Below are 24,608 nucleotides of genomic sequence, written 5' to 3'. Positions count from 1 at the left end.
TTTTAACGTATCAACGGGTGTAAGTGTAGGGAAGAATCTCTACATTTACATCCGTTTTTTATTTATAAGATAGTATGAAAAGATTGTTATCGTTTGTTCCCTTGTTTTGTGTTGCCTTGTCAGTGTCAGCACAGACCGCAAAGGATGAAATCCGCCAAAACCCGGCTTTGGCAGCCGGTAAGTATTATGCTTATCAGGCTCCGTCCGTGGAACTTACTCCGGCTCCTGAAGGTTATGAACCCTTTTACATCTCGATGTTCGCCCGTCACGGTTCACGTTATCTTACCAAGCAGAAAAAATACGATAAGCCCTTGGCTGTCTTGCGTGATGCCGAAAAGCAACATATCCTTACTGCCGATGGGAAACGGGCACTCGAGATTGTGGAAAGTCTGGCGCAGGAAGCCGAAGGACGCTATGGAGAACTCACTCCGAAAGGAGCTGAACAACATCGCCAGTTGGTACGCCGTATGTTTGCCCGTTATCCGCAAGTGTTTACCGAAGGTGTACACGTAGATGCCCGCTCTACCTATAAGACCCGTGCTTTCCTTTCGATGACCGCCGGGTGTGTGGAGCTGAAAGGTTTAAATCCGAAATTGAATATCACCAACGATGCCAGCAATCATGACCTTAATTATATAAAGTATAAAAACGAACCCTACGAAGCTGTCCATTTGGCGAATGCTGATTCGGTCTATCGTGCTGCCGACAGCATATACGTGCATCCTGACCGTCTGATGAAGCAGCTCTTCACCCGTCCTCAGGCTGTGGAAGATCCTACGGGACTGATGATGGACCTCTTCGAACTGGACGGAATCAGCCAAAGCAGTTACAATCAGCCTGATTTGGCGTTCTTGTTTACCGAAGATGAACGTTACGACTTGTGGCAACGTAATAACTTCGAGTGGTATTACGAGAAAGGCGCATCCCCGCTGAGCGGTGCTTGTATGTACAAGGTAGAACGTAACCTGCTTCGTAATTTTGTAGAGACTGCCGATACGGTCATCGCTTCGAAACGGAATTGCGTTACCCTTCGTTATGGGCATGATACCAATCTGGCTCCCTTGGCCACGCTGATGGGGTGCAATCATTTGTCTGCTTCTACCGGTGATTGGCAAAAGATAGCCGATACCTACCGCACCTACCGTATTATTCCGATGTGCGGCAACGTGCAACTCATTTTCTTCCGCAAGCCGGGTAATGATGACATTCTGGTGAAGCTTCTTCTGAACGAGCGTGAGGTGACGCTTCCCGTCAAAACCGACAGTGCGCCTTTCTACCATTGGAAAGATGTCCGTGCTTACTGGCAGAAGGTAGTCGATAGTATTTCCTTACCCGATGTGGAAGTGACTCAGGAAGATTGACTTCTGCCTTGTATTACCTCAATCTGCATTATGCACTTCTCGTTGCCCTGTAGGATGGAACAGCAGAGCGTTACACGGAAATCATGTTCCTGCCACAGGCTGTGCAATGCATAGAGTACGCTTTGATGTGAGCATTCACACAGCAGGGGTGTGCGGACATACCCCTCTGTGTGCAGTCCGCATGTGCATTCCAGAAAGGAAAGACGGTATATCTGTCCTTCTTTCAACCTCTCCGCTGACTCCAGGCAGTTCGTTTGCTTTGCGGAAGAATGTATCCATGTTGCCGTTGGCATCTTTGTACAGCTTTTCGTAAATGGGTAACACGCCGTTGCGCACGCAATTCTTTCCACACTCAGCGAAAAAACGTTTCCGCTCTTCTTCCGTGAGTCGTGCGATACCCAGTTAATTCGATAAATCCATATACCTTATATTATACTGGTGATTTGCAGGCAAAGGTGACGATTTTCTGTGTACTTCCGCTTACGCCTTTTCCTGCAGGAATAAGATTGCCTGTTACTAAGAAGCTGTTTTGAATTTCTCCAAAAAGTTTTTCTTGGCTTGATGTATCCGTTTTCGTGTGTGCTTTGGGCGATTTTTTGGTCCTTTTCGCTCCTGTTCTTCGTCAGATAGCCCGCTATCTTCCTCATCACAGAAGCGGAAATGCCTCAAAAACTCATCCCAAATCATCGCACGATAAATTCAAAACAGCTTCTAATTGTTGGCGTGAAAATGATAATTTCACCTCCCCAGTTTGTTGTCGTAATCACCCGTTTGGGTAAGGCTAAGTGAGAACTTGTAGTGGAAGTTATGCATTCCGCACACTTCATAGAAACGGTGGGTACGGAGGCGCAGTTGGTTGCAGCACACTTCTATCTGGAGGCAACCTTGGGCTTTTGCCTCATTGTAAGCAGCATTGAAAAGACATCTGCCGATGCCTTGGCTGCGGCGGTCGGAGCGTACCGCCAATTCCATAATCTCGCATATCCGTCCGGCGTGGTGCAGCTGGTATTCCATTCGCAGGTTGATGCAGCCAATCACCTCTCCATTTATTTCGTATACTAAGCAAATGTAACAGTCGTTCTCCAATTGTCTGGAGTAAATTTCTTCGAATGTTTCGTACGGAAGCGTTTGGGCCTCCATATCGCATATTAAATTATAAATGGTAAGACAGTCAGTCTGCTGGCTTTTTCGTATAGTTTTCATATAAATAAAAGGTATGGTTTCGAATTGCAAAAGTATCAGATTGTACCGATTCTCGTCCTTTATATTGAATAAAATGTCACATGCACTATAAAATTGTCATACATGGTCTGAATTTGTAACACGAATGTAATATCGTCTTCAAAAAATCTTCAAAAAGCACTCTTTTCGCACCTCTTTCGCATGTGTAGCGGAAATGAAACATTTGTGAAACTGTCTTGAAAAACATTGCCTCTACTTTTGCGGCGTCAAACAAGCAAAAAGGGAAAAAGATTGTTATGAGAAAGAGAGTTGTTTTGGGCTTGGCGTTGCTCACGGCAGCCAGTGCCAATGCGATGGACATCAAAGGAAAGATAAAAGATGCAAAGACCGGTGAAGAGATTATCGGTGCATCAGTCGTGGTGAAGGAAGAGCCGTCGAAAGGCGCAGTGACGGGACTTGACGGAAGTTTCAGTCTGTCGGTGAACCGTCCGACGTTTACGATTATCTGTACATATATTGGTTATAAGAGCTACGAAATGCAGGTCACTTCGAAGGATTCGGATATAGAAATACCATTGGCAAGTGATGATGTGCTGCTGGGAGAAGTCACCGTGGTGGCTACCAATCCCGGACGAAGTGAAGCTGGTGCACGCGCCATCGAGCGTAAGGCGATGAACGTGGTGAACGTGATGAGTGCAAAAGCCATCGAGCTTTCTCCGGATATCACGGTCGCGAATGTAATCCAGCGTATGTCGGGTGTGACGATCGAGCGTAACAGCAGTGGGGAAGGGCAGTATGCTATCCTGCGCGGTATGGACAAGCGTTACAATTATACCTTAATTAATGGGGTGAAGATTCCAAGTCCCGATAATAAGAACCGTTTCGTGCCTCTTGACATATTCCCTTCTGAGATGCTCGACCGGTTGGAGGTGACCAAATCACTTACTGCCAATATGGAAGGCGACGGCATCGGCGGTGCGGTCAATCTGGTGATGAAAGATGCGCCTACGGAACGTCAGTTCACGGCAAGCATTTCTACCGGTTATAACGCTATGTATTTCGACCGCGATTTCCAGTCGTTCGACTACGGGGACATAGTGAAAGATTCGCCATACGAAGCGATGGGGAAACCGGAAGATTATCAGGTGACACAGGATAACTTCACGATGTCGAACTTGCGGATGAAATGGAAGCGTCCGATGCCCGACCTTACAGCAGGCATTTCTTATGGAGACCGTTTCTTCGATGACAAGCTGGGCGTGATGTTGGCGGGAAGTTATCTGAATACGTATCGTGGCAAAGAGAGCCAAATTTATTATCAGCCCGGAACTTCGCATAACGGTATCGTGTACCGTAATTATTCCACCCAACAGACCCGTATCGGTGCCCATGCCAAGCTGGATTATCACATCAACGAAAACCATAAGTTGACTTGGTACAATGGCTATATGGACATGCGTGAAGCGGAAGTACGTGATGGGGAGGACGATCAGGAACGTGCAGTCCGGATGAAGTGGAACCGCCAGTACATTATCAATTCAACCCTGAAAGGTGAACATCAGTTCTTAGAAGGCGGAGCCTTGAAACTGAATTGGTCGGCGGTCATTTCGAAAGCTTATAGTGAAACGCCGGACAATGCGGAAATATTCCTGCAAGGGACACACCTGCAGACATCGGGTGCGGCTACACGCCGGTGGGAACACAATTCTGATAAAGACAAGGCGGGATATGTAGACTTGAGTTATAAGTGGCAGCTGGACGGAGGTCCGGTGTTCGATTTCTCCATAGGAGGTATGTATCGTGATAAGAAACGTGACAGCTTCTTCAATGAATATACTTTCGATTCGGCTACCGGAAGCAAGGATCCGCAATATTTGGGCGAGGATTGGAATAATTTCGATGAAATCTTGATTACACCGCGCCGTTATGGTAATATCGGCGACCCGCTCAACTATGACGCTTCAGAAAAAGTAGGGGCAGGCTATGGCATGGTGAAATATACCTATAATAAATGGGAATTGATAGCGGGTGTCCGTGTGGAACATACCAATCAGGGATATGTATTGAAATTCCCGCGTGATGTAGACCCCGAAGGCAATCAAAAGTATACGGATGTATTGCCCAGTTTCCACGCAAAATACAATGTGCACGAAAATGCCAATTTGCGTTTCTCATACGCCCGTGCCATCAATCGTCCGAGCTTCTTCGAAATTGTGCCTTATAGCATTATCAACGAAGACTATAAGGAAAAAGGTAATCCCGACTTGAAGCATACGGTTGCGGATAATGTGGATTTGCGTTACGAATTTTTCCCGAAGTCTTCGGAGCAGTTTATGGTCGGCCTGTTTTATAAGAATATTCAAAATCCGATTGAATACGGTTTGATAAACGAGGGTCAGGATACGTATTACCAACCGATGAACTTTGGCGATGCAACCAATTTGGGTGTGGAAGTGGATATTATGAAATATTTCAATTGGTTCGGTATCAAAGCGAACTATACGTATACACACTCGAAGATAACAACTGATAAACGCATCATGGAAGGTTCGGAAGTAAGGACTCAAAAACAATCTCGTCCATTGTTTGGTCAAGCTGCCCACGTGGCAAATCTTTCCTTGCTCTTCAAGAGCACGAAATATGGATGGGAAGGGCAAATCGCCGGAAGCTATACAGGCAAACGTCTGAGTGATATTTCGAACTGGTATGATAATGATATTTGGGAAGACGGCTATTTCCAGTTGGACGTATCGGTAGAGAAGAGCTTCAAATGTGGCGTGAATATATTTGCGAAAGCTTCCAATCTGTTGGATGTGCCCTTGTACCGCTACATTCAGAACGGACCTCGCACGGCAAACATTGATTATGAACGTCATAATGGCAATGTTATCGAGCGTAAAGAATGGCACGGACAGACCATTATGTTAGGTGTAAGGTATAAATTGTAAAAAAGAAAAACAGAACATATTGACTAACAAACACATTTAATCTTTTCAATTATGAATTTTAAGAAGTTTTTATTCGTAGGTGCAGCTTTGATGAGCGTATCATTCTTCGCTGCTTGTAGTGATGATGAGAACGAACCGCAGAATCCTCCTGTAGAAGAACCGGATGAACCGAATGGCGATGATCCGGAAGGTCCTGTAAGTCTGGAAGACCAATGGAACAATACCAATACGGTGACTTGGCCGGTTGATACAATAATCAACCTGACTAATCATTACACGGTGCCCGAAGGCAAAACATTGATTATTAAAGAAGGTGTCCAAATCATCGCCAGCACAGCCGGTGTAGGAGCGAACCATGTGCCTGTAGAGTTTACGGTAAATGGAAACTTGTATTGCGAAGGTACAGAAGAAAAACCTGTTCGTTTCTCTATTCCTGAAGCCGACCGCACCGAGGCGAATATTTTTGCAGGTCTTTGGGGTGGTATTGTGGCTTCGGAAACTTGTGGCGAAATGTTGATAGACCATACAATCATAGAATATACCGGTGGCCAGGTAGTAGAAGGTTCTCCTGCTGCAACTTCGGGCGTATATACAGCCGGTGATGATGCTTATCCGCAGATTACTACCAATAATATCAATGGTAAATACGTGATTACGAATTCAATCTTGCGTAACGGATGGTCGGATGGCATTTATCTGATGGGTGGTGAAGCGATTATTATGAACAATATATTTGCCGCTAACGGATTCGATGGCGCTGAGGCTGTAAACGTAAAAGCAGGTTGCAAGGTAGACGTTGCCGGAAACGTGATGTTCAGCCCGAACACCAATGGCTTGAAGCTGTCAAGCTCAGGTCAGAGCGAAAACCGTGCCCAGGCTTTGGTTCAAGCTTACAACAATACTATCATCAATGCAGGATGGAGACGCGATGGAGAAAAAGGCGGTTGCATCTATGTAGAGAAGAATATTTTGGCTAATGTATTCAATAATTTGATGGTAAACTGCAAGTTCCGCGCGATGACTCCGAGCTTTGACATTCCGAACGACCCCGAAGAAGGTTACGATGACGATTCTGTAATTGATTACAACTATTACGCATCGGGTAACCAACCGAGTGATATTGTATGGGATGGTGAAGACGAATCGGGTGTGGCATACGCATGGCAAGGTTATAACTATGAACACGAAGATTACAATGTAGGGGTAGTAGACGTGCATAGCGTTATCGCTACAGAAAATGATTTAAAAGATCCGCAATTTGTTGGTTTCGACATCAATGGTGTAGGCTTGACCGACTATGTTTACAATGATGCTTGGGACTTCCATTTGCAAGCTGGCTCTCCGGCACTGACAGGTGCTTGCGATGGTACAGAGGCATTTGCTGCTCCTTACTTCTCGACAACCGGGCTGACCGTTAACGGCGAAACTTATACTTCACCGGCAGTTGCCGCTCGTTATGGCGCTTATGGTGAGTAATCTGAATGCGGTATCTCTGATACAACTCTGATATACATTCTTTTTTCCTAAGAGGTCCGGGACCGGAAATAACTCCAGTACCCGGATTTTTTTATTAAGACATACAGCAGGAGGTTTCAGTTTTAATTCAGAATTGTCTCCTAATTTTGTCGCATAATTATTAATCAACATTTATCTTTAAGCAAATGAAATCAATGAAGAAAATAGGAATTTCTTTATTCCTGGTAATGGCGGCTGTAGTCGCTTTCGCGCAAGATGCGGCAACGTGGAAATCTTTGGAAAAACCGCTTAATTTTTATTTGGCAAACGACCTTGGGCGCAACGGTTATTATGACCAGAAGCCGATAGCCGAACTGATGGGTAAAATGGCAGAAACGATTGATATCGAATTTGTAGTAGCTGCCGGTGACGTGCATCATTTCGAGGGGGTGCGCAGTGTGCAAGACCCTTTGTGGATGACCAATTACGAACTGATATACAGCCATCCCGATTTGATGTTGCCCTGGTATCCCATTTTAGGGAATCATGAGTATCGGGGCAATACGCAGGCGGTGTTGGATTATAGCAATGTCAGCGCACGGTGGGAGATGCCGGCACGTTATTATACAAAGGTGATGGAGGAAGACGGGGCGACTATCCGCTTGGTGATGATTGATACGCCACCTTTGCTTGACAAATACCGTGAAGATACCGAGAAATATCCAGATGCAGGCAAACAAGATATGGACAAGCAGCTGGCATGGCTGGATTCGGTATTGACTTCGGCTAAAGAAGACTGGGTAATGGTGGTAGGCCATCACCCCATCTATGCCGATACCGATAAGAACGATAGCGAACGGACGGACATGCAGAAGCGGGTAGACTCTATTTTGCGCAAGCACGGCAATGTAGACATGTACGTATGTGGCCATATCCATAACTTCCAGCACATCCGTAAGCCGGACAGCAAGATTGACTATGTGGTGAACACTTCCGGCTCGTTGGCACGCGAAGTGAAACCGGTAGACGGCACGCAGTTCTGCAGCGGTGCGACAGGTTTCTCGCTCATTACGGTAGACAAACACGAGCTTTGCCTACACATGATGGACAAGGACGGGAAAGCGCTCCATACGGTTCGCCGTACGAAATAAGACATTGTGATATAATAAGAAAGCGGATTAATGCAGATTGGAAGGATTTGTGTTAATCTGCTTTTTTATTGCCTGTAATGTGATTTTCGATTATCTTTGCGGTATCGACCAAAAGGAATAAGACAATGGATGAAGTAAAAACAAAAAGCAAGGTTTATTATACCGATTTCCGGTGCAAACCTGATGAAGGGCCTGCTGACAAGCTGAAAAGGCTGATAAAGGCAGCAGGTCTGAATACAATAGATATGGACGGAAAGTTTGTCGCTATCAAGATGCATTTCGGCGAACTGGGGAACTTGAGTTTCCTTCGTCCGAACTATGCACGGGCTGTAGTGGATATGGTGAAGCAATGTGGCGGGAAGCCATTCCTTACCGATTGCAATACATTGTATCCGGGCAGCCGCAAGAATGCCATTGAACATCTGTATTGTGCATGGGAGAATGGCTTTACGCCTTTGACCGTAGGCTGTCCGGTGATTATCGGCGATGGCCTGAAAGGAACGGATGACATTGCGGTGCCTGTGGCTGGAGGTGAATATGTAAAAGAAGCGAGAATCGGCCGTGCCGTAATGGATGCCGATATTTTTATTTCACTCACTCATTTCAAAGGGCATGAGATGACCGGATTCGGAGGCGCAATAAAGAATATCGGTATGGGATGCGGGTCGAGAGCCGGAAAGAAAGACCAGCACTGCAACGGAAAGCCTGTTATCAATCAGGATGCATGCAGGGGATGTAAGAGGTGCATGCGCGAATGTGCGAATGACGGTCTTGTTTTTGACGAAGGGCGAAAGAAGATGTCTATCAACCAAGACAACTGTGTAGGTTGCGGACGCTGCATTGGGGCATGTAATTTTGATGCAATCGGCTTTGCCCAAGATGCGGCAATCAAAGAGCTGAATTGCCGGATGGCTGAATATACGAAAGCCGTAGTTTATGGCAGGCCAAACTTCCATATCTCGTTGGTGTGCGATGTCTCGCCGACTTGTGATTGCCATTCGGGCAATGACACTCCGATTATACCCGATGTGGGCATGTTCGCATCTTTCGACCCGTTGGCTTTAGACCAGGCATGTGTAGACGCTTGTTTGAAACAGACTCCTTTGCCCGATAGCCAGTTGGCGGATGAAATGGCAAGTCCTCATTTTCATGACCATCATGACCATTTCGACAATACCAATCCGAACGCGGAATATAAAACGTGTTTGGCTCATGCTGAAAAAATCGGGTTGGGCAACCGTGATTATGAATTGGTACGTGTAAGATAGCTCCTGATACATATCGTTTAGCTGATTTATACTATGCGCAATATAGATTTGTGCATTTTGTTGATGCTATCATAGAACACAGACTACACAAGAATACACAGAAGGAAAATATAAAAATCTGTGTTCGTCTGTGCCTTTCCGTGTCTTTTGTGTCCTATTAAAATACACAATTTCATACCGCGCATGGTATAAAAGGTTGTCGTTATTATCTTCTTGCTTCAACGCACGCAGATAGCTTCGTCTGGTGTAAGATTAATAATCTTCCGCTTGTAAGATTAATAATCTTGCAGCCTGAAGATTAATAATCTTGCAGCCTGAAGATTAATAATCTTACAGCAGATGAACCTATATGTGTCGGCGCATCTATCTGTGGGACTTTTTCCAGAATCAGACAATCTTATTCGAAAGTATACAACTCTGAAGGCAGCGTGCGCTTTAGTGCGCAAAGTTGTATATCGCGTCCTGCTACGATGCCTTGTTCGCGCAAGGCAAGTTCTACGGTCTTGTATGCAAGTTCCGGATGGTTGTTGTCTTTGCTTAAATGGCAAAGCCAAAGTACCTTCAGGTGGGGAGGAAAGTGCTCGGCAATAAACTGGGCTGCCTCACGGTTGCTCATGTGTCCGTTTGGCCCGGCGATACGTGCTTTCAGATAAGGGGGATAAGGTCCCATCTGCAGCATGGCATCATCGTAATTGGCTTCCAGAATCAGGTAATCGGCACGTTCGATGTATGAAGCAGCTGTAGGGGTAATGTGGCCCATATCGGTAAGAAAGGCGAAAGTCTTGTCGCCTGTTTCTATGCAATAACCCACATTGTCAGTACCGTCATGAGGCACCTCGAAGCAGGTTATGGTGAAATCACCCAGGCTGATAGTTTTTTCTTTTTCTATCAGACGGATGCAGTCTGCCGAAAGTTTTTCGGTCATGCAGTAGCTGCGCTCCATACCTTTGTGGATAGCCTGTGTGGCATAGACGGGGATATTATACCGTTTGGCAAGGTTGCCTACAGCTTTTATATGGTCGGCATGGTCGTGTGTGATAAAGATGGCGTGGATGCACTGCATGTCAATGTTGTAATCCTTGAATATTTTCTTTACAGTGCGGATGCCTACTCCGGCATCTATTAATATACTGCATGTCTCGGTGGCAAGATAATAACAGTTTCCGCTGCTTCCGCTACCTAAGCTCATAAATTGTACCTTCATGTTCTTTCTGTCTTTTTGTTTTTAGGAGCGGACAAAGATACGAAAAAGAAAGAAGCCCGCCAAATAGCGGGCTTTCTCATGCAAAATCTGATTTATGAAGAACGATTAGAAATTGAAATAATTCTTTGCGTTGTTATAGCAAATATCTTCTACCATTTGCTGGATGCGCGGCATTTCTGATTCCGGGAGTTCTCCGTTTTCAACATCATTGCCTAACAAATTACATAATGTGCGGCGGAAGTATTCATGACGCGGATAAGACAGGAATGAACGCGAGTCTGTAAGCATACCTACAAAGCGGCTCAACAAGCCCAGCAGTGAAAGCGCGTTCATCTGCTTTTCCATACCGTCTTTCTGATCGAGGAACCACCAGCCCGAACCGAACTGAATCTTGCCCGGTACCGAACCGTCCTGGAAGTTGCCCAGCATGGTAGCAACGACTTCATTCGCGCATGGATTCAGGTTGTACAGGATGGTTTTAGTCAGTTTGCCTTCAGAGTTCAAACGGTCGAGGAATTTCGACATTGATTTGGCTGTGTTGAATTCACCGATAGAGTCAAAACCGGTATCCGGTCCCAATAACTTGAACATCTTGCTGTTGTTGTCGCGGATAGCTCCGTAGTGATATTGTTGTGCCCAACCGGTTTCCCAGTCCATTTCGGCAAAGATAACCAGCATAGCCGACTTGAACTTCAGAATTTCTTCTTTTGTCAATTCCGTGCCGCCGTATACTTTATTGAATATCGCACGGATTTCAGCGTCGGTATAGTCTTCAGCATAGAATTCTTCGATTCCGTGGTCTGACAATCTACATCCTTGTTCTGCAAAGAATGCATGACGTTTGCGCAAAGCGTCAATCATGTCATCGAACGAAGAAATGTTTACGCCGCTTACTTCCGCCAGTTTTTCGATGTAAGCACGATAGTTGGCTGCAGATTCTACAGCCATGGCCTTATCGGGACGCCAAGCCGGAAGCATCTTGATTTCGAAGCCGCTTTCGCGTGTTGCGATATGATATTCCAAAGAATCTACAGGGTCGTCTGTCGTACATACTGTCTCTACGTGGTAGCGGCGCATCAAGTTGCGTGCAGAGTATTCAGGAGTAGCCAATTTGGCATTACATTCTTCGAATATTTCACGTGCGGTAGAGGGGTTCAGGATTTTATCGATACCGAAAGCGGTTTTCAGTTCCAGATGAGTCCAATGATACAAGGGGTTACGGAATGTGTAAGGAACAGTTTCTGCCCACTTCTCGAATTTTTCCCAATCTGTGGTGTCTTTTCCGGTACAATAGCGTTCGTCTACACCATTGCTACGCATAGCACGCCATTTATAGTGGTCACCGCCCAGCCAGATTTCTGTGATTGACTTGAATTGGTAATCATCGGCTACCATTTTCGGAATCAAATGGCAATGGTAATCGATAATAGGCATCTTGGCAGCGTGGTTGTGGTATAATTCCTGTGCAGTTTCTGTTTTCAACAGGAAATTTTCGTCCATAAATTTTTTCATATAAGTTTTCTTTTTGGTTTATGTTTTTTGTTAGGTATTTTCACTTTTTCTAATTGCTGGAACGATTTTTTATGCTGAACAACACAAATATCGTTTTATTCTCCGTTATCGAACACGAAAATAGAAATTTTATTTGGAATAACAAAATATTTCGTATATTTGCAGCGAATATTTAGTAAAATTAATCACTTCGTTGATGGGCAGGTTATGTGCTGGATAAATATTTTTTACCATTTGTGAAGGTGATTTGAACTTGAATATGTATTGTATGCAACAGTAAACCTAAAAATAAATACAAAGTATGAGACCGTTAAACAAAGAAAATGCGAACAAGCCTGTTCGTCCTGAAAGAATCATTCAATTTGGTGAAGGTAACTTTTTACGTGCGTTTGTCGACTGGATTGTTTATAATATGGACCAGAAGACAGATTTCAATAGCAGTGTAGTCATTGTGCAGCCTTTGGGTAAAGGTATGATTGATACGCTGAACAATCAAGACTGTTTGTATCACGTTAATTTGCAGGGACTTGATAAAGGTCAGGTGGTGAATAGCCTGACATTGATTGATGTAGTAAGCCGTGCATTGAATCCATACAGTCAATTTGACGAGTTTATGAAACTTGCCGAGCAGCCTGAGATGCGTTTTGTGATTTCGAATACTACCGAAGCAGGTATTGCTTTCGACCCTTCGTGCAAACTGGATGATGCTCCTGCTGCTTCTTATCCGGGTAAACTGACCCAATTGCTGTATCATCGTTTTAAGACATTCAATGGTGATATGTCAAAAGGTTTGATTATTTTCCCTTGCGAATTGATTTTCTTGAACGGGCATAAGCTGAAAGAAACCATTTATCAGTATATTGAATTGTGGAATTTGGGCGAGGATTTCAAGAATTGGTTCGAAAAAGCCTGCGGTGTATATGCTACTTTGGTAGACCGTATCGTTCCGGGATTCCCGCGCAAGGAAATTGATGCTATCAAAGAAAAACTGCAATATGATGATAACATGGTGGTACAGGGTGAAATTTTCCATTTGTGGGTAATCGAGGCACCGCAAGAAGTGGCAAAAGAATTCCCTGCAGACAAGGCAGGCCTGAATGTCTTGTTCGTTCCGTCTGAAGCTCCGTATCATGAAAGAAAAGTTACGTTGCTGAACGGTCCGCATACCGTATTGTCGCCGGTTGCATATCTGTCGGGAGTAAATATCGTCCGCGACGCTTGCCAGCATCCGGTTATCGGCAAGTTCATCCACAAGGTGATGTTTGACGAACTGATGGAAACCTTGAATTTGCCGAAGGCTGAATTGGAACAATTCGCTCATGATGTACTGGAACGCTTCAACAATCCGTTCGTTGACCATCAAGTGACCTCTATCATGCTGAACTCATTCCCGAAATACCAGACTCGTGACCTGCCTGGCTTGAAGGTATATTTGGAACGTAAGGGTGAACTTCCGAAAGGCTTGGTATTGGGACTGGCTGCTATCATTACTTATTATAAAGGCGGCGTACGCGAAGACGGTGCTGAAATCGTTCCGAATGATGCTCCGGAAATCATGGATTTGCTGAAGCAGCTGTGGGCGACTGGCGATACACAAAAGATTGCAGAAGGCGTATTGGCGGCACAGTCTATTTGGGGCGAAGATTTGAATCAGATTCCGGGATTGACCGCAGCCGTAAAAGCTGATTTGGACAGCATTCAGGAAAAAGGTATGTTGGAAACTGTGAAGTCGATTCTGTAATAGTGCCTTAACTTAATTGTTAGAAATTCCATGTGGGGGAGGGAAGTGATTTTTACTTCCCTTCTTTTTTATGGGTCCAAGTTTCTTAGAAGCTGTTTTGAATTTCTCCAAAAAGTTTTTCTTGGCTTGATGTATCCGTTTTCGTGTGTGCTTTGGGCGATTTTTTGGTCCTTTCCGCTCCTGTCCTTCGTCAGATAGCCCGCTATCTTCCTCATCACAGAAGCGGAAATCCCTCAAAAACTCATCCCAAATCATCGCACGATAAATTCAAAACAGCTTCTTAATTTCCTCTACCTTCTTCATGTTCGGCAACAATGGACCAGCGAACTGGAATTATGAATAAACGGATGTGGAATATCGCAGTCTTTAGGCTGTTGGATAAAATGTTTGTGTTTTCCGGTATTCATTAGGAGAGTGTCCTGTATGCTTTTTGAAAACCCGGTTAAAATGCTGTGAATATTGAAACCCTAGTTCGTAGGCTATTTGAGTAATGGTTTTGTCCGAACCTAAAAGCAGCTCCTTGGCGGTGTCAATGATTTTATTCTGGATGTATTCTTGTGGCGTTTTGCCTGTTTCTTTTTTTATGAGGTCTCCAAAATAATTGGGCGATAGGAATACTCTCTCTGCAAAGTATCTCACTGTGGGAATACCTTCTACTTGGGTCTTTCCGTTGTGGAAATAGTCATCCAGCAACGATTCAAAACGTGTCAGGACATCCTTGTTGACTTCTTTCCGAGTTTCGAACTGTCGGTTGTAGAAACGCATACAATAATCCAGTAGTAGTTGTATATTTCTGGTTATCAGTCTTTTGCTTAGTTTGTCTATCGGGTGCATCAATTCTGCTTTTATGTTTGTCAGGCAGTCAAGGATGGTGTTTTGTTCTTCATCCGAGAGGTGTAATGCTTCGTACGAACTATATGCAAAGAATGAATATGATTTGATTTCTTGTCCGAGTGACGTACCTTTTATCAGATCAGGGTGGAACAAGAGGCCTTTAGCCTTGGGCTTTACTCCTTTCTGAAGTTCTGTTTCTGCAACTTGTCCAGGTGCGAAACTGACAATGGTTCCGTCTTGATAATCGTAAGTTTGCTTGCCATAGCGGATATCTCCACATCGGGTATTTTTTAGGAACAAGGCATATATTCCATAATTGATGGTGAAATGAGTAGGAAAGTATGTTGCTTCGTCCAGGTCGATGACATTTACCAGCGGATGGAGCGATTCTAACCCGAATAGTTTATTGTACGTTTCTACCGAATCCAATTTGATAAAATCTTCTTTCATATGCATGTTATATTTTATGTAGCAAAAATACATATTTTGTGGAAAAATGCTATGCTTGATGGAATAGAATCTGTAATTAAGGTACAAATCTCCGTAATTTTTCTCCATAAGAATCAGGCTCTTGCTGCAGATTTTGCTGTGATTGTGTGTGTAAAGCATCGGAAATATCTGAAGTTTTTGGTATTATGGCTTCCGGATATGAGAAAAAAACAGCCAGTTACGCGATATTGAGTGCTTTTTTTACTAATTTTGCAATTCGAACGAAATCTTGGAGAATAATCAAACAAAAGACATATCTATGGCAAAAGAACTGAAAGAACTGACCAAAAGAAGCGAGAATTATTCGCAATGGTACAATGATTTGGTAGTAAAAGCAGACCTGGCAGAGCAGTCGCCCGTGCGTGGCTGTATGGTAATCAAACCTTATGGGTACGCCATCTGGGAAAAAATGCAGCACCAGCTGGATACAATGTTTAAGGAAACGGGACATGTGAATGCTTACTTCCCGTTACTTATTCCAAAATCATACTTGAGCCGTGAGGCAGAACATGTGGAAGGGTTCGCTAAAGAATGTGCGGTGGTCACTCATTATCGCCTGAAGAATGCCGAGGATGGTTCGGGTGTCATTGTCGACCCGGCAGCTAAACTGGAAGAAGAACTGATAATCCGTCCTACTTCGGAAACCATTATTTGGAGTACCTACAAAAACTGGATTAATTCGTATCGTGACTTGCCTATCCTTTGCAATCAGTGGGCAAATGTAGTGCGCTGGGAAATGCGCACACGTCTTTTCCTGCGTACAGCCGAGTTTCTGTGGCAAGAAGGACATACGGCGCATGCTACCCGTGAGGAAGCCGAAGCCGAAGCACAGAAGATGTTGCACGTGTATGGTGATTTTGCTGAAAAATACATGGCAGTGCCGGTCATTAAAGGAGTGAAGAGTGCCAACGAACGTTTTGCCGGAGCATTGGATACTTATACCATTGAAGGACTGATGCAGGACGGTAAGGCTTTGCAGTGTGGTACATCCCATTTCCTGGGACAAAATTTTGCTAAGGCATTCAATGTGCAATTCGTCGATAAGAACAATAAGCTTGATTACGTATGGGCTACTTCATGGGGAGTGTCTACCCGTTTGATGGGGGCACTTATCATGACTCATTCGGATGATAATGGTTTGGTTCTTCCTCCACATCTGGCGCCGATTCAGGTGGTCATTGTTCCTATTTACAAGAACGATGAGCAGCTGAAACAGATTGATGCGAAAGTGGAAGGTATTGTCACGAAACTCCGTAATATGGGTGTTACCGTGAAATATGATAATGCCGATAATAAGCGTCCGGGATTTAAGTTTGCCGATTACGAGCTGAAGGGTGTTCCCGTACGTTTGGCAATGGGTGGCAGAGACCTTGAAAACAATACCATTGAACTGATGCGCCGCGATACGTTGGAAAAGGAGACCCGCTCATGCGATGGTATTGAGGAATACGTAAAGAATCTGTTGGAAGAAATTCAGGAGAATATCTACCAGAAAGCCTTGAAATACCGCAATGAACACATTGTGAAAGTGGATACTTACGAACAGTTCAAGGAACAGATCGAAAAGGGCGGATTCATCCTTGCACACTGGGATGGTACGACTGAAACTGAAGAACGTATCAAGGAAGAGACGAAAGCAACCATCCGTTGCATCCCGTTCGAAGCAGACGAGGAAAGTCTGACACCGGGCGTCGATATGGTAACAGGTAAACCTTCGGTACGCCGCGTATTGTTTGCACGTGCTTATTGATTATTTTTCTTCCTGAGGATTGGAGTTTTGCTTTGCAGGATTCCAATCCCAGGATTCCAATCCTGATTGGAAACAGGGAAAGGAGTATTAGAAGTTGGCTGATAGTGAGAACATGTTTTTGTCTTGTATCAGTTTAGAGATATTGTATAAAAAACAGTGTTGGCAGAGTTAATGTTTTTATCTCTAGCTGACACTGTTTTTATTTTTATGGAGCTGGTTGCTGCAATGTAACCTGATCCAATGTTGCTTGCGAATCAGATAAAATTGATTATTGATTCGCCTTATGGTTAAATTATTTGAACGAATTATTTGTCGATGTTAATGCCTTTATTACGCAAAGTTAACGCCATCAGACGAACGTAATCGGCATACTGCTTGTCATTTAATGTCTTTTTCATCAACTTCAAATTTCCATAAACCGCATTACGGACTTTCTGGTCAGTATCTTTAGACGATCTGTTCGCTAACTTCATTTGTTCCTGAAAGTAATCGCAGATATCTGCAACTTCTTCATTCTGTGCTGAAGTTAATTTCAAATACTTATTCAGTTTAGCCTTGTTAATAGATCCATCCCATTTGGCAACAGCAGTTGAATCATTCACACCGTTAGCAAATACTGATGCAGAAAACGCTAAAGCAGCTACTAATGTTAATCCAAACTTTTTCATAATACCTAAATTTTAAATGTTACCTAAAAACTTGTTACCTTAAAACAATTACGTTATCTTTTTAAATCTAGTTTAGCTCGAGCTTTATCTTTTTACCACTGCAAAGATAAGAATATGTTGAATAACATAAAAACAATATTGGAGAAAATCACAAATAAAGGTGTCATTTATTGATGTAAATCAATATCAATATAGCAAAATGTATGTTTTTGAAATGGAATTGTAATATTCTAAATGTGTTATCTGAAAAAGAAGCAACCTTTTGTAAGATTAATGTTGCCATAAACAATAGTTCGTTAAAATGATAAGTTTTCTTTAGATGAATGTCTGCCATTCAGCCAATGCATCATCTACGAAAACGAAGATATACTTCATAAGCCATTCCAGTTAGCTGCTACAGCCTGAAATGTCAAATAAGTATATCTTCATTTAAAGCACATTATTAAAAACATTCGTTTCCTTTAGTTTTTTATTCTTGTGCACTCTTTTTCATTCGCAGTTCGTAGAGGTCGCTGCGACGGTCGCGTAGGTTGCGCACACTTCCGTAGGTATGAAGCTCGTTCAGCAGGTCAAGGTCGACATCCGATACCAGAATCATCTCGGTATTCGGAGTAGCCTCGGCACGTTTGCCATCGGTCGGAAAAGCGAAGTCGCATGGCGTGAATACACCCGACTGGGCATATTGGATATCCATGTTATGCACGCGGGGCAGATTACCGACACTTCCAGCTATCACCACGAAACATTCATTCTCGATGGCACGCGCCTGGGCACAGACACGTACACGTGAATATCCGTTCTGTGTATCGGTGAGGAAAGGCACGAAAAGGATTTGCATCCCTTGGTCTGCCATCAGTCGGGAGAGTTCGGGGAATTCGACGTCGTAGCAAATCAGTACGCCGATTTTTGCACAGTCGGTATCGAAGGTACGTACCATACGTCCACCACTCAAGCCCCAGCTCTTTACCTCATCGGGGGTGACATGGACTTTTTCATACATTTCGTAAGTTCCGTCACGGCGGCAGAGGAATCCTACGTTGTACAGGCTTCCGTCATCTTTTACGTAAGGCATGCTTCCGGTGATGATGTTGATGTTGTAGCTGATGGCAAGCTCAACGAAGCGGTCACGTACTTCTTCGGTGTATTGCGCCAGGGCGCGGATGGATTGTGCCTCACCCATATCGTTAAATTTAGCCATCAACGGAGCATTGAAATATTCGGGGAAAAGTACAAAATCGCTCTTATAGCCCGAAACGGCATCCACGAAAAACTCTACCTGTTCAAATACATCATCAAGAGTCTTGTATGAACGCATCTGCCATTGCACCAGGCCTACGCGCACGGTAGTTTTTTTGTCTACATACGAGTCGGTAGGTGGTTGATAGTAAATGTTGTCCCATTGAAGGAGTGTGGCGCAATGACGCGATTCCTCGTCGTTGGGCAAGTAGTTGCGCATCACACGGCGCACGTGGAAGTCGTTCGATAACTGGAAGGTGAGTACAGGGTCATAAATCTCGCGCAGGCGTACTTTTTCGATGTACTCTTTCGGGCGCATCGTGTCGGCATACTTGTGATAGTTTGGAATGCGTCCGCCAAACATAATTGCTTTCAGATTCAACTTTTCGCACAGTTCTTTTCGGTAGTCATACATGCGTCGTGCCAGGCGAAGACCTCTGTATTCGGGGTGGATAAACACTTCGATGCCATAGAGGATGTTCCCTTTCGGGTTATGGGTATTGAAAGTTTCATTGCCAGTTACTTTGGCATAGGTATGGTCGCCTTTCACCATGTCATAGTCAACGATAATGGAGAGCGCACAGCCTACAATCTTGTCGTCTGCCACGGTCACGATTTGCCCTTCCGGAAAAATGGCAATCAACTTCTTTATCTGAGCGCGTGTCCAAAATACGTCCCGGTCGGCGTACACGCGTGTGAATGATTGTGCCAACTGGTCATAATCTTCCATCCGCAAGTTGCGGATTTCTACTTTGTTGATTTTATGTGTCTGTTCCATAATGGTTATAATTATTAATGTGGCAAAGTGGGTTGGTATACAACATTACTCGTATATATCCACCTTGTCGTTAGTATATCTTTATCTGTTTCTTGTCAAATAAAGCCGGTGGGTGATACATGCCGGAAGTTCTTCCTGGTAGTGTGTCACCATAATTAAAGTTTTGCCTTGGCGTTGGCAAAACGCCTCGATGATGTCTTTCACCATCCGGCGGTTGAACAAGTCGAGTCCGTGAAGTGGTTCGTCTAATATCAATAACTCGGGATCTTTCACAAAAGCGCGTGCCAGTAATACGAGGCGTTGTTCACCACTGGAAAGTTGTAAGAAACTGCGGTCTTTCAAGGCGAGGATGCCGAAGATATCCATCCACCATTCACACATGGCACGGTCGGCGTCACTCCGCTTTTTGTATAGCCCGATGGAGTCGTGCAGGCCGCTTGCCACGATGTCGACAGCTGGTAGGTTTTTCAAATAGGCGCGGTGCATTTCAGGGCTGACGTACCCGATGTGCCGTTTGATTTCCCAAATACTTTCTCCGCTTCCACGCTTCCGTCCGAAGAGAGAGATGTCACATGCATAGCTTTGCGGATTATCGGCACATACCAGACTGAGTAGGGTAGACTTGCCTGATCCGTTGTCGCCGCTTAAGGCCCACCGTTCGCCGCAGCGCACAGACCAGTCGAGGTCTTTCAGTATAGTGCGGTTTCCGTAACGGATGCTCACCTTGTTCAGGTCAACGATGTGGTCACTGTGATATAAACCTTCGGCATATGGCAGATTCAGGATGCGTGCGCGTTTTTCCTCAGACAATACACAAGCTGGGATTTCAGGATGCGAAGCCAAGTATTCAGAAAGTGTGATTTTCTTTCCGCATACTCTGTTGGACACAGGCACTACGTGGGTGATAAACGCAGGGATATCATCCGACTTCGAAAGCACAAGAATGACTTGTAGGTGGGTTACCTCGGTGAGGCGTTTCAACAAGACATGCAGCAAGTCACGTGTCTTGGCGTCCAAGCCAATGAACGGATTGTCCATAATCAGCACCCTAGGATGACTCAGCAAGGTCTTGGTGAGCTGGAACTTACGGAGTTCGCCACTTGAAAGAAGGATAATATGTTTGTCGAGCATCGCCTTGATGCCGAACAAGTCAAACAAGTTTTGTTTTAACGTTTCATCCTTACACTCGGGGAGCAAGTCGCGTACAACAGGCGTGTCGTCCAGGTCGTGTGCATTCCAGCGTTGTTGGTAATAATATGTAGCATCGGAGTCACCATACGAGTCGCGGAAGGTGATATACTTGATGTTATCGGACACCATTTTCGATGCAGAAGGCGAGAAGTCATATTTCACTTCGTTCATTAGCAAGGGATAACGTCCGGTTAGGGTGTCAACCAGCAGGCTCTTTCCTCCACCGTTGGGTCCGACGATGGCGATGTGTTCACCTTCGTTGAATTGCAGGTTCACTGGTTCTTTCATCCGGTATGCCGGATGGCGGGTTATGCCGTTTTCGATGGTAATGATATGTTGCATTGTTTTTTATATTATAATTGAGCACAAAGACGCAAATACGCAGAGTTGTTATTGTTAAAGCAAAGTTTCCTGTTTTTAGAGAAGCAGAGCATGTGGAGAGATAATTCTCGGCAAATCTCTGTGGGTTTGGTTTTTCCTAAAAAGGAGTTCTTCGCGATTTTGTGTCTTAATGTTCTTGTTTCCATAAATCATTGGTGTATTATCGTAGCTGAGCGAGGAGCTACTTGGAGTTGGTTTCCCGTTATTGTGCCAAGTCCCAGTACCAAATCAACTTTTCCATTCTGGCATACCACCCAATACTTTCCTTCTGGGATATTCACTTTTACGGCTTCTGTGCGTGCATTGAGCACTACTATTGTGTTGAGCCAAGCATCTCCACATGGGTTCCCTTTCAGGCGGAAAGCTACAACGCTAGAAGCAGGCACGGGGATAAATTCTAAATGTTCTCTTATTAAAGCAGCATCTCCCATGCGGAAGGCTGGATGCCCCTTGCGCATGGCTATCAACCCTCGGTAATAATCGAATACGTCACGATGCAATGTCTTGTCATTCCAGCGGATGGCATTTACTTCATCTGGCAGGTTATACGGGTTAGGTTTCCCTTGTCTTGTGCGCAAGAATTCATCTCCCGCGAACAAGAACGGCACTCCTTGCGAGGTAAGGAGGGCAGTAGCCGCCAGTTTTTGCAGCGAACCTAGTTCCTGCACTGAAGTTCCTGGAAGTGTTGCCTTCAAACGGTCGGTGAGGCACAAGTCATCATGGCAACTGACATAGCTGATGAATTGCAGTGGAGAACCCGTACATGAGTCATTGGGAGTCAAGGGATATGTGCCTCCCGATATGCCGAAACGTACGCCTTGTTCGTGGTTTGGTCTGCCAATCAGGAAAGCTCCTTTCTTGTCATTTCCGAACGGCCCGCGCAAACTATCGCGGAATTCGTCGCGGAAGACTGCTATTCCGGGCATTTTGTTCACGTTCTCTTTCATGGCGAGCAGGTCGGGCGAAAGGCTTGGAACTGATGCCGCCCATCCCTCGCCGCAGATGAAGATGGCAGGGTCAATACGGTCAAGTGCATGACGTACGGCACGCATTGTCTCTGCATCGTGTAAGCCCATCAAGTCGAAACGAAATCCGTCGATGTGGTACTCTTTTGCCCAATAACAGACTGATTCCACAATAAAGCGGCGCATCATCGCTCGTTCGCTGGCAGTTTCGTTTCCGCATCCCGATCCATTAGCAAAATTTCCTTTCGCATCCTTGCGATAGAAATATCCTGGGACAGTACGTTCAAACACACTTCCTTGAACAGTAAACGTATGATTATATACTACGTCCATAATTACACGGATACCCGCATTGTGTAAAGCTTGTATCATCTGTTTAAACTCGCGGATACGCACTTGGGGATTATAAGGGTCTGTAGCATACGAGCCTTCAGGCACGTTGTAATTCTTCGGGTCATATCCCCAGTTGTATTGGGTACGTTCGGGATGGCTTTCGTCGATGGAAGCAAAGTCAAACACAGGCATCAGCTGTACATGCGTTACCCCTAGCTCTTTCAGATGTGCAAGTCCTGTATGTTCTCCCATCCATGTATGTGTAGTATCTTCTGTCAAGGCAAGGTATTTACCCCGGTATTTCATGCCTCCTGTGCTATCCGTGGTAAAATCGCGTAAGTGCATTTCGTAAATGATGGCATCTTGCAAGCTTTTTGCCGTCGGACGGCGATCGTTCTCCCAATCGGCGGGGTCGGTTTCTTTCATATCGATAATGGCTGCCCGGTTTCCGTTTACGCCCACTGCCTTTGCCCATAGTCCTGGTGTGTCACCTTGCCACACATCGTTTATCCGCACATTAAAAGTATAGAAACAGCCTTTTAAATCGCCTTCTACCGATGTTCTCCACATACCGTCTTCGGCCGGCTCCATGTCAACCATTCGTTTTGCAGACCCTCCTTGTCCGGTTTCATACACTAGCACTTTTACTTGTTGGGCGGTAGGTGCCCACAAGGCGAAATTGGTATGCAAAGGGGTATATGTCATTTCTTCCCACTTCCCTTCGTATACCGGATACTCATCGTAGGAAGCATACGAAACAGAATGTGGCTGGCAAGCGAAAATCATTGTAGTTAACATTCCCATCAACAATATTGTTTTTATATTCATTGTCTGTATATTTATTACTCATCACAGATGGTGCAAATATTAAAACTTCTATGTGCTGCTGTGGTGAACAAGCTTACATCATTTCACGATCTTCTCCGGATGTTTCCGAAGATAGTCTTTCCATCCCGAATAGGCATCGGGAAGTGCCGGACGCCCCATCTGTAAGTAATGGCAATAGGCGGCGCCCAGTGCATCGGTGGCATCCATAAAGGGACCCATTTCTGAGTCGGGGATGTGGAGCATCCGTTTCAGCATATTTGCTACCTGCTCTTTGCTGGCCTGTCCGTTTCCCGTTATCGCCATCTTGATTTTCAAAGGTGCATATTCGGTTACGGGGATATCACGGCACAAAGCTGCCACTATCGCTACTCCTTGCGCACGTCCCAGCTTCAGCATAGACTGGACGTTTTTTCCGAAGAATGGGGCTTCAATGGCAAGTTCATCGGGCAGGTACGAAGCGATGATGCCCTGCACGCGCTGGTAGATATGTTTCAGTTTCAGATAAGGGTCACCGCATTTGCGAAGGTCGATGACTCCCAGTGTTATCACTTCAGGCTTAATGCCGGTCACTTTCAAGACACCATAGCCCATAATGTTCGTGCCCGGATCGATGCCCAGAATAATCTTTTCCCTTACAGGCTGTATCACGCGATGACCTCCATCAAGGTAGGAAAACCTATCACCTTGTCTTTAAACGTTCTTTTTAGTTCCTCATTCAGGTGTGCTCCCACCTGCGTGTGCCAGCGGTGCAGTGCGGCACTGTCTTCCACTTCCCATTGCAAAGAGAAGCACTCGCTGTCCTGCTCCTTATGGCTCAGGATGCGCAAGATGCGCGGGTTGCTCAACTCTCCCGATTTTTCTGCCTCGGGAATATAACATTCGTGAAGCCAGATGACGAAATTGCGTGCGTCAGCCATCTCCACGTGAAAGGTCGTATTGTAAATCAACATAATTTTTGAGCTTTAAATTACCCTGCAAATTTAGATATAAATCTCGATTTATAGGCTAGAGTGAGAAGAAAAAAGTCAAGCCTTCATGGTTCTTTCATTTAAAGTCGTGTAAAAGGTCTTGTTTTGGCATAAGTGAAGATATGGCTTATTTTCTTTGATTTTCAAAGTTTTTCGGTAATGTGACTGATGAAGCCATGTCCGAAAGGATTCTTCATTCATTGGCGGTTCTATCATGAACAGATTAGTTTTAGCACCGATATTGTCGCATCTACAGTAAGAAGCTGTTTTGAATTTCTCCAAAAAGTTTTTCTTGGCTTGATGTATCTGTTTTCGTGTGTGCTTTGGGCGATTTTTTGGTCCTTTTCGCTCCTGTTCTTCGTCAG

Annotated in this window: 20 protein-coding genes; 7 read left to right on the top strand and 13 right to left on the bottom strand. The window is 44.8% G+C overall.

The window, feature by feature from the left end:
* The first annotated feature begins 74 nt into the window (after nucleotides 1-74).
* Complete coding sequence (locus B5F78_RS09360; protein ID WP_087406565.1) at nucleotides 75-1,361, top strand: histidine-type phosphatase; 1,287 nt, start codon at nucleotides 75-77, stop codon at nucleotides 1,359-1,361.
* A gap of 516 nt (nucleotides 1,362-1,877) precedes the next feature.
* Here the strand turns inward: B5F78_RS09360 and B5F78_RS17190 are convergent.
* Together B5F78_RS17190 and B5F78_RS09345 are read right to left on the bottom strand one after the other, a co-directional pair.
* Entirely contained in the window at nucleotides 1,878-2,048 is a 171-nt protein-coding gene (locus B5F78_RS17190; protein ID WP_158098033.1) for a hypothetical protein, read from the bottom strand.
* Nucleotides 2,049-2,099: 51 nt separating this feature from the next.
* Complete coding sequence (locus tag B5F78_RS09345; protein ID WP_087212588.1) at nucleotides 2,100-2,564, bottom strand: GNAT family N-acetyltransferase; 465 nt, start codon at nucleotides 2,562-2,564, stop codon at nucleotides 2,100-2,102.
* A 275-nt stretch (nucleotides 2,565-2,839) separates the two neighbouring features.
* Here B5F78_RS09345 and B5F78_RS09340 point away from each other — a divergent pair, with 275 nt between their 5' ends.
* The 4 genes from B5F78_RS09340 to B5F78_RS09325 all read left to right on the top strand — a co-directional run bounded on the left by B5F78_RS09340 (nucleotide 2,840) and on the right by B5F78_RS09325 (nucleotide 9,365).
* A complete protein-coding gene (locus tag B5F78_RS09340; RefSeq protein WP_087212584.1) occupies nucleotides 2,840-5,491 on the top strand; it encodes a TonB-dependent receptor in 2,652 nt (883 codons plus the stop codon).
* A gap of 51 nt (nucleotides 5,492-5,542) precedes the next feature.
* The gene (locus tag B5F78_RS09335; RefSeq protein ID WP_087406563.1) at nucleotides 5,543-6,967 is read left to right on the top strand and encodes a hypothetical protein; all 1,425 of its coding nucleotides are present in this window, start codon (nucleotides 5,543-5,545) and stop codon (nucleotides 6,965-6,967) included.
* A 227-nt stretch (nucleotides 6,968-7,194) separates the two neighbouring features.
* A complete protein-coding gene (locus tag B5F78_RS09330; protein WP_239473454.1) occupies nucleotides 7,195-8,097 on the top strand; it encodes a metallophosphoesterase in 903 nt (300 codons plus the stop codon).
* Between the two features lie 125 nt (nucleotides 8,098-8,222).
* Nucleotides 8,223-9,365 carry a DUF362 domain-containing protein gene (locus tag B5F78_RS09325; protein ID WP_087397346.1) on the top strand — a complete coding sequence of 381 codons (1,143 nt, stop codon included), beginning with the start codon at nucleotides 8,223-8,225 and terminating at the stop codon, nucleotides 9,363-9,365.
* A gap of 397 nt (nucleotides 9,366-9,762) precedes the next feature.
* Here the strand turns inward: B5F78_RS09325 and B5F78_RS09320 are convergent, their stop codons facing one another.
* Nucleotides 9,763-10,569 (bottom strand): MBL fold metallo-hydrolase, encoded by an 807-nt coding sequence (locus B5F78_RS09320; protein WP_022039141.1) that lies wholly within the window; start codon nucleotides 10,567-10,569, stop codon nucleotides 9,763-9,765.
* Between the two features lie 105 nt (nucleotides 10,570-10,674).
* Nucleotides 10,675-12,081 carry a glucuronate isomerase gene (gene uxaC, locus B5F78_RS09315; RefSeq protein ID WP_013616758.1) on the bottom strand — a complete coding sequence of 469 codons (1,407 nt, stop codon included), beginning with the start codon at nucleotides 12,079-12,081 and terminating at the stop codon, nucleotides 10,675-10,677.
* A 301-nt stretch (nucleotides 12,082-12,382) separates the two neighbouring features.
* Between uxaC and B5F78_RS09310 the strand changes: the two genes are divergently transcribed.
* Nucleotides 12,383-13,822: a tagaturonate reductase gene (locus B5F78_RS09310; RefSeq protein ID WP_022039143.1), complete on the top strand. Its 1,440-nt coding sequence runs from the start codon at nucleotides 12,383-12,385 to the stop codon at nucleotides 13,820-13,822.
* Between the two features lie 12 nt (nucleotides 13,823-13,834).
* Here B5F78_RS09310 and B5F78_RS17185 read toward each other — a convergent pair whose 3' ends face one another.
* Entirely contained in the window at nucleotides 13,835-14,077 is a 243-nt protein-coding gene (locus tag B5F78_RS17185; protein WP_162608514.1) for a hypothetical protein, read from the bottom strand.
* 111 nt (nucleotides 14,078-14,188) lie between these two features.
* A complete protein-coding gene (locus B5F78_RS09305) occupies nucleotides 14,189-15,106 on the bottom strand; it encodes a helix-turn-helix domain-containing protein (RefSeq protein ID WP_087406568.1) in 918 nt (305 codons plus the stop codon).
* 298 nt (nucleotides 15,107-15,404) lie between these two features.
* Here B5F78_RS09305 and proS point away from each other — a divergent pair, with 298 nt between their 5' ends.
* Entirely contained in the window at nucleotides 15,405-16,895 is a 1,491-nt protein-coding gene (gene proS / locus B5F78_RS09295; RefSeq protein WP_087212719.1) for a proline--tRNA ligase, read from the top strand.
* A 305-nt stretch (nucleotides 16,896-17,200) separates the two neighbouring features.
* On the opposite strand, the gene B5F78_RS09290 is transcribed toward proS, so the two are convergent.
* The 7 genes from B5F78_RS09290 to B5F78_RS17180 all read right to left on the bottom strand — a co-directional run.
* Nucleotides 17,201-17,563, bottom strand: a complete 363-nt coding sequence (locus tag B5F78_RS09290) for a hypothetical protein (protein WP_022039147.1) — start codon at nucleotides 17,561-17,563, stop codon at nucleotides 17,201-17,203.
* Between the two features lie 469 nt (nucleotides 17,564-18,032).
* Nucleotides 18,033-19,577, bottom strand: coding sequence for a carbon-nitrogen hydrolase family protein (locus B5F78_RS09285; protein ID WP_022039148.1), 1,545 nt, complete (start codon nucleotides 19,575-19,577; stop codon nucleotides 18,033-18,035).
* 81 nt (nucleotides 19,578-19,658) lie between these two features.
* Nucleotides 19,659-21,110 (bottom strand): ATP-binding cassette domain-containing protein, encoded by a 1,452-nt coding sequence (locus tag B5F78_RS09280; RefSeq protein ID WP_087247372.1) that lies wholly within the window; start codon nucleotides 21,108-21,110, stop codon nucleotides 19,659-19,661.
* Nucleotides 21,111-21,298: 188 nt separating this feature from the next.
* Nucleotides 21,299-23,275, bottom strand: a complete 1,977-nt coding sequence (pulA, locus tag B5F78_RS09275) for a type I pullulanase (protein WP_087406561.1) — start codon at nucleotides 23,273-23,275, stop codon at nucleotides 21,299-21,301.
* 78 nt (nucleotides 23,276-23,353) lie between these two features.
* Entirely contained in the window at nucleotides 23,354-23,923 is a 570-nt protein-coding gene (gene ruvC / locus B5F78_RS09270; RefSeq protein ID WP_022039151.1) for a crossover junction endodeoxyribonuclease RuvC, read from the bottom strand.
* Complete coding sequence (locus B5F78_RS09265; protein ID WP_022039152.1) at nucleotides 23,920-24,225, bottom strand: DUF4286 family protein; 306 nt, start codon at nucleotides 24,223-24,225, stop codon at nucleotides 23,920-23,922. The genes ruvC and B5F78_RS09265 overlap by 4 nt, the downstream gene beginning before the upstream one ends.
* 75 nt (nucleotides 24,226-24,300) lie before the next feature.
* The coding region (locus B5F78_RS17180) for a hypothetical protein (protein ID WP_158098132.1) at nucleotides 24,301-24,608 on the bottom strand (308 nt) is incomplete at its 5' end.

Source organism: Bacteroides sp. An279 (assembly GCF_002159615.1).
Taxonomy (GTDB): Bacteria; Bacteroidota; Bacteroidia; order Bacteroidales; family Bacteroidaceae; genus Phocaeicola; species Phocaeicola intestinalis.
Note: the sequence above shows the minus strand (reverse complement) of the source record. Positions and strands in the feature narration are given on the sequence as shown.

Bases quoted from the DNA above. Each gene is read 5' to 3' on its own strand.
- B5F78_RS09320 (WP_022039141.1), bottom strand. From the start codon at position 10,569: ATGAAGGTACAATTTATGAGCTTAGGTAGCGGAAGCAGCGGAAACTGT.
- B5F78_RS09330 (WP_239473454.1), top strand. From the start codon at position 7,195: ATGGCGGCTGTAGTCGCTTTCGCGCAAGATGCGGCAACGTGGAAATCT.
- B5F78_RS09285 (WP_022039148.1), bottom strand. From the start codon at position 19,577: ATGGAACAGACACATAAAATCAACAAAGTAGAAATCCGCAACTTGCGG.
- B5F78_RS17190 (WP_158098033.1), bottom strand. From the start codon at position 2,048: ATGATTTGGGATGAGTTTTTGAGGCATTTCCGCTTCTGTGATGAGGAA.
- uxaC (WP_013616758.1), bottom strand. From the start codon at position 12,081: ATGAAAAAATTTATGGACGAAAATTTCCTGTTGAAAACAGAAACTGCA.
- B5F78_RS09310 (WP_022039143.1), top strand. From the start codon at position 12,383: ATGAGACCGTTAAACAAAGAAAATGCGAACAAGCCTGTTCGTCCTGAA.
- pulA (WP_087406561.1), bottom strand. From the start codon at position 23,275: ATGAATATAAAAACAATATTGTTGATGGGAATGTTAACTACAATGATT.
- B5F78_RS09345 (WP_087212588.1), bottom strand. From the start codon at position 2,564: ATGAAAACTATACGAAAAAGCCAGCAGACTGACTGTCTTACCATTTAT.
- B5F78_RS09290 (WP_022039147.1), bottom strand. From the start codon at position 17,563: ATGAAAAAGTTTGGATTAACATTAGTAGCTGCTTTAGCGTTTTCTGCA.
- B5F78_RS09265 (WP_022039152.1), bottom strand. From the start codon at position 24,225: ATGTTGATTTACAATACGACCTTTCACGTGGAGATGGCTGACGCACGC.
- B5F78_RS09305 (WP_087406568.1), bottom strand. From the start codon at position 15,106: ATGAAAGAAGATTTTATCAAATTGGATTCGGTAGAAACGTACAATAAA.
- B5F78_RS09360 (WP_087406565.1), top strand. From the start codon at position 75: ATGAAAAGATTGTTATCGTTTGTTCCCTTGTTTTGTGTTGCCTTGTCA.
- proS (WP_087212719.1), top strand. From the start codon at position 15,405: ATGGCAAAAGAACTGAAAGAACTGACCAAAAGAAGCGAGAATTATTCG.
- B5F78_RS09325 (WP_087397346.1), top strand. From the start codon at position 8,223: ATGGATGAAGTAAAAACAAAAAGCAAGGTTTATTATACCGATTTCCGG.
- B5F78_RS09340 (WP_087212584.1), top strand. From the start codon at position 2,840: ATGAGAAAGAGAGTTGTTTTGGGCTTGGCGTTGCTCACGGCAGCCAGT.
- B5F78_RS09280 (WP_087247372.1), bottom strand. From the start codon at position 21,110: ATGCAACATATCATTACCATCGAAAACGGCATAACCCGCCATCCGGCA.
- B5F78_RS09335 (WP_087406563.1), top strand. From the start codon at position 5,543: ATGAATTTTAAGAAGTTTTTATTCGTAGGTGCAGCTTTGATGAGCGTA.
- B5F78_RS17185 (WP_162608514.1), bottom strand. From the start codon at position 14,077: ATGATTTGGGATGAGTTTTTGAGGGATTTCCGCTTCTGTGATGAGGAA.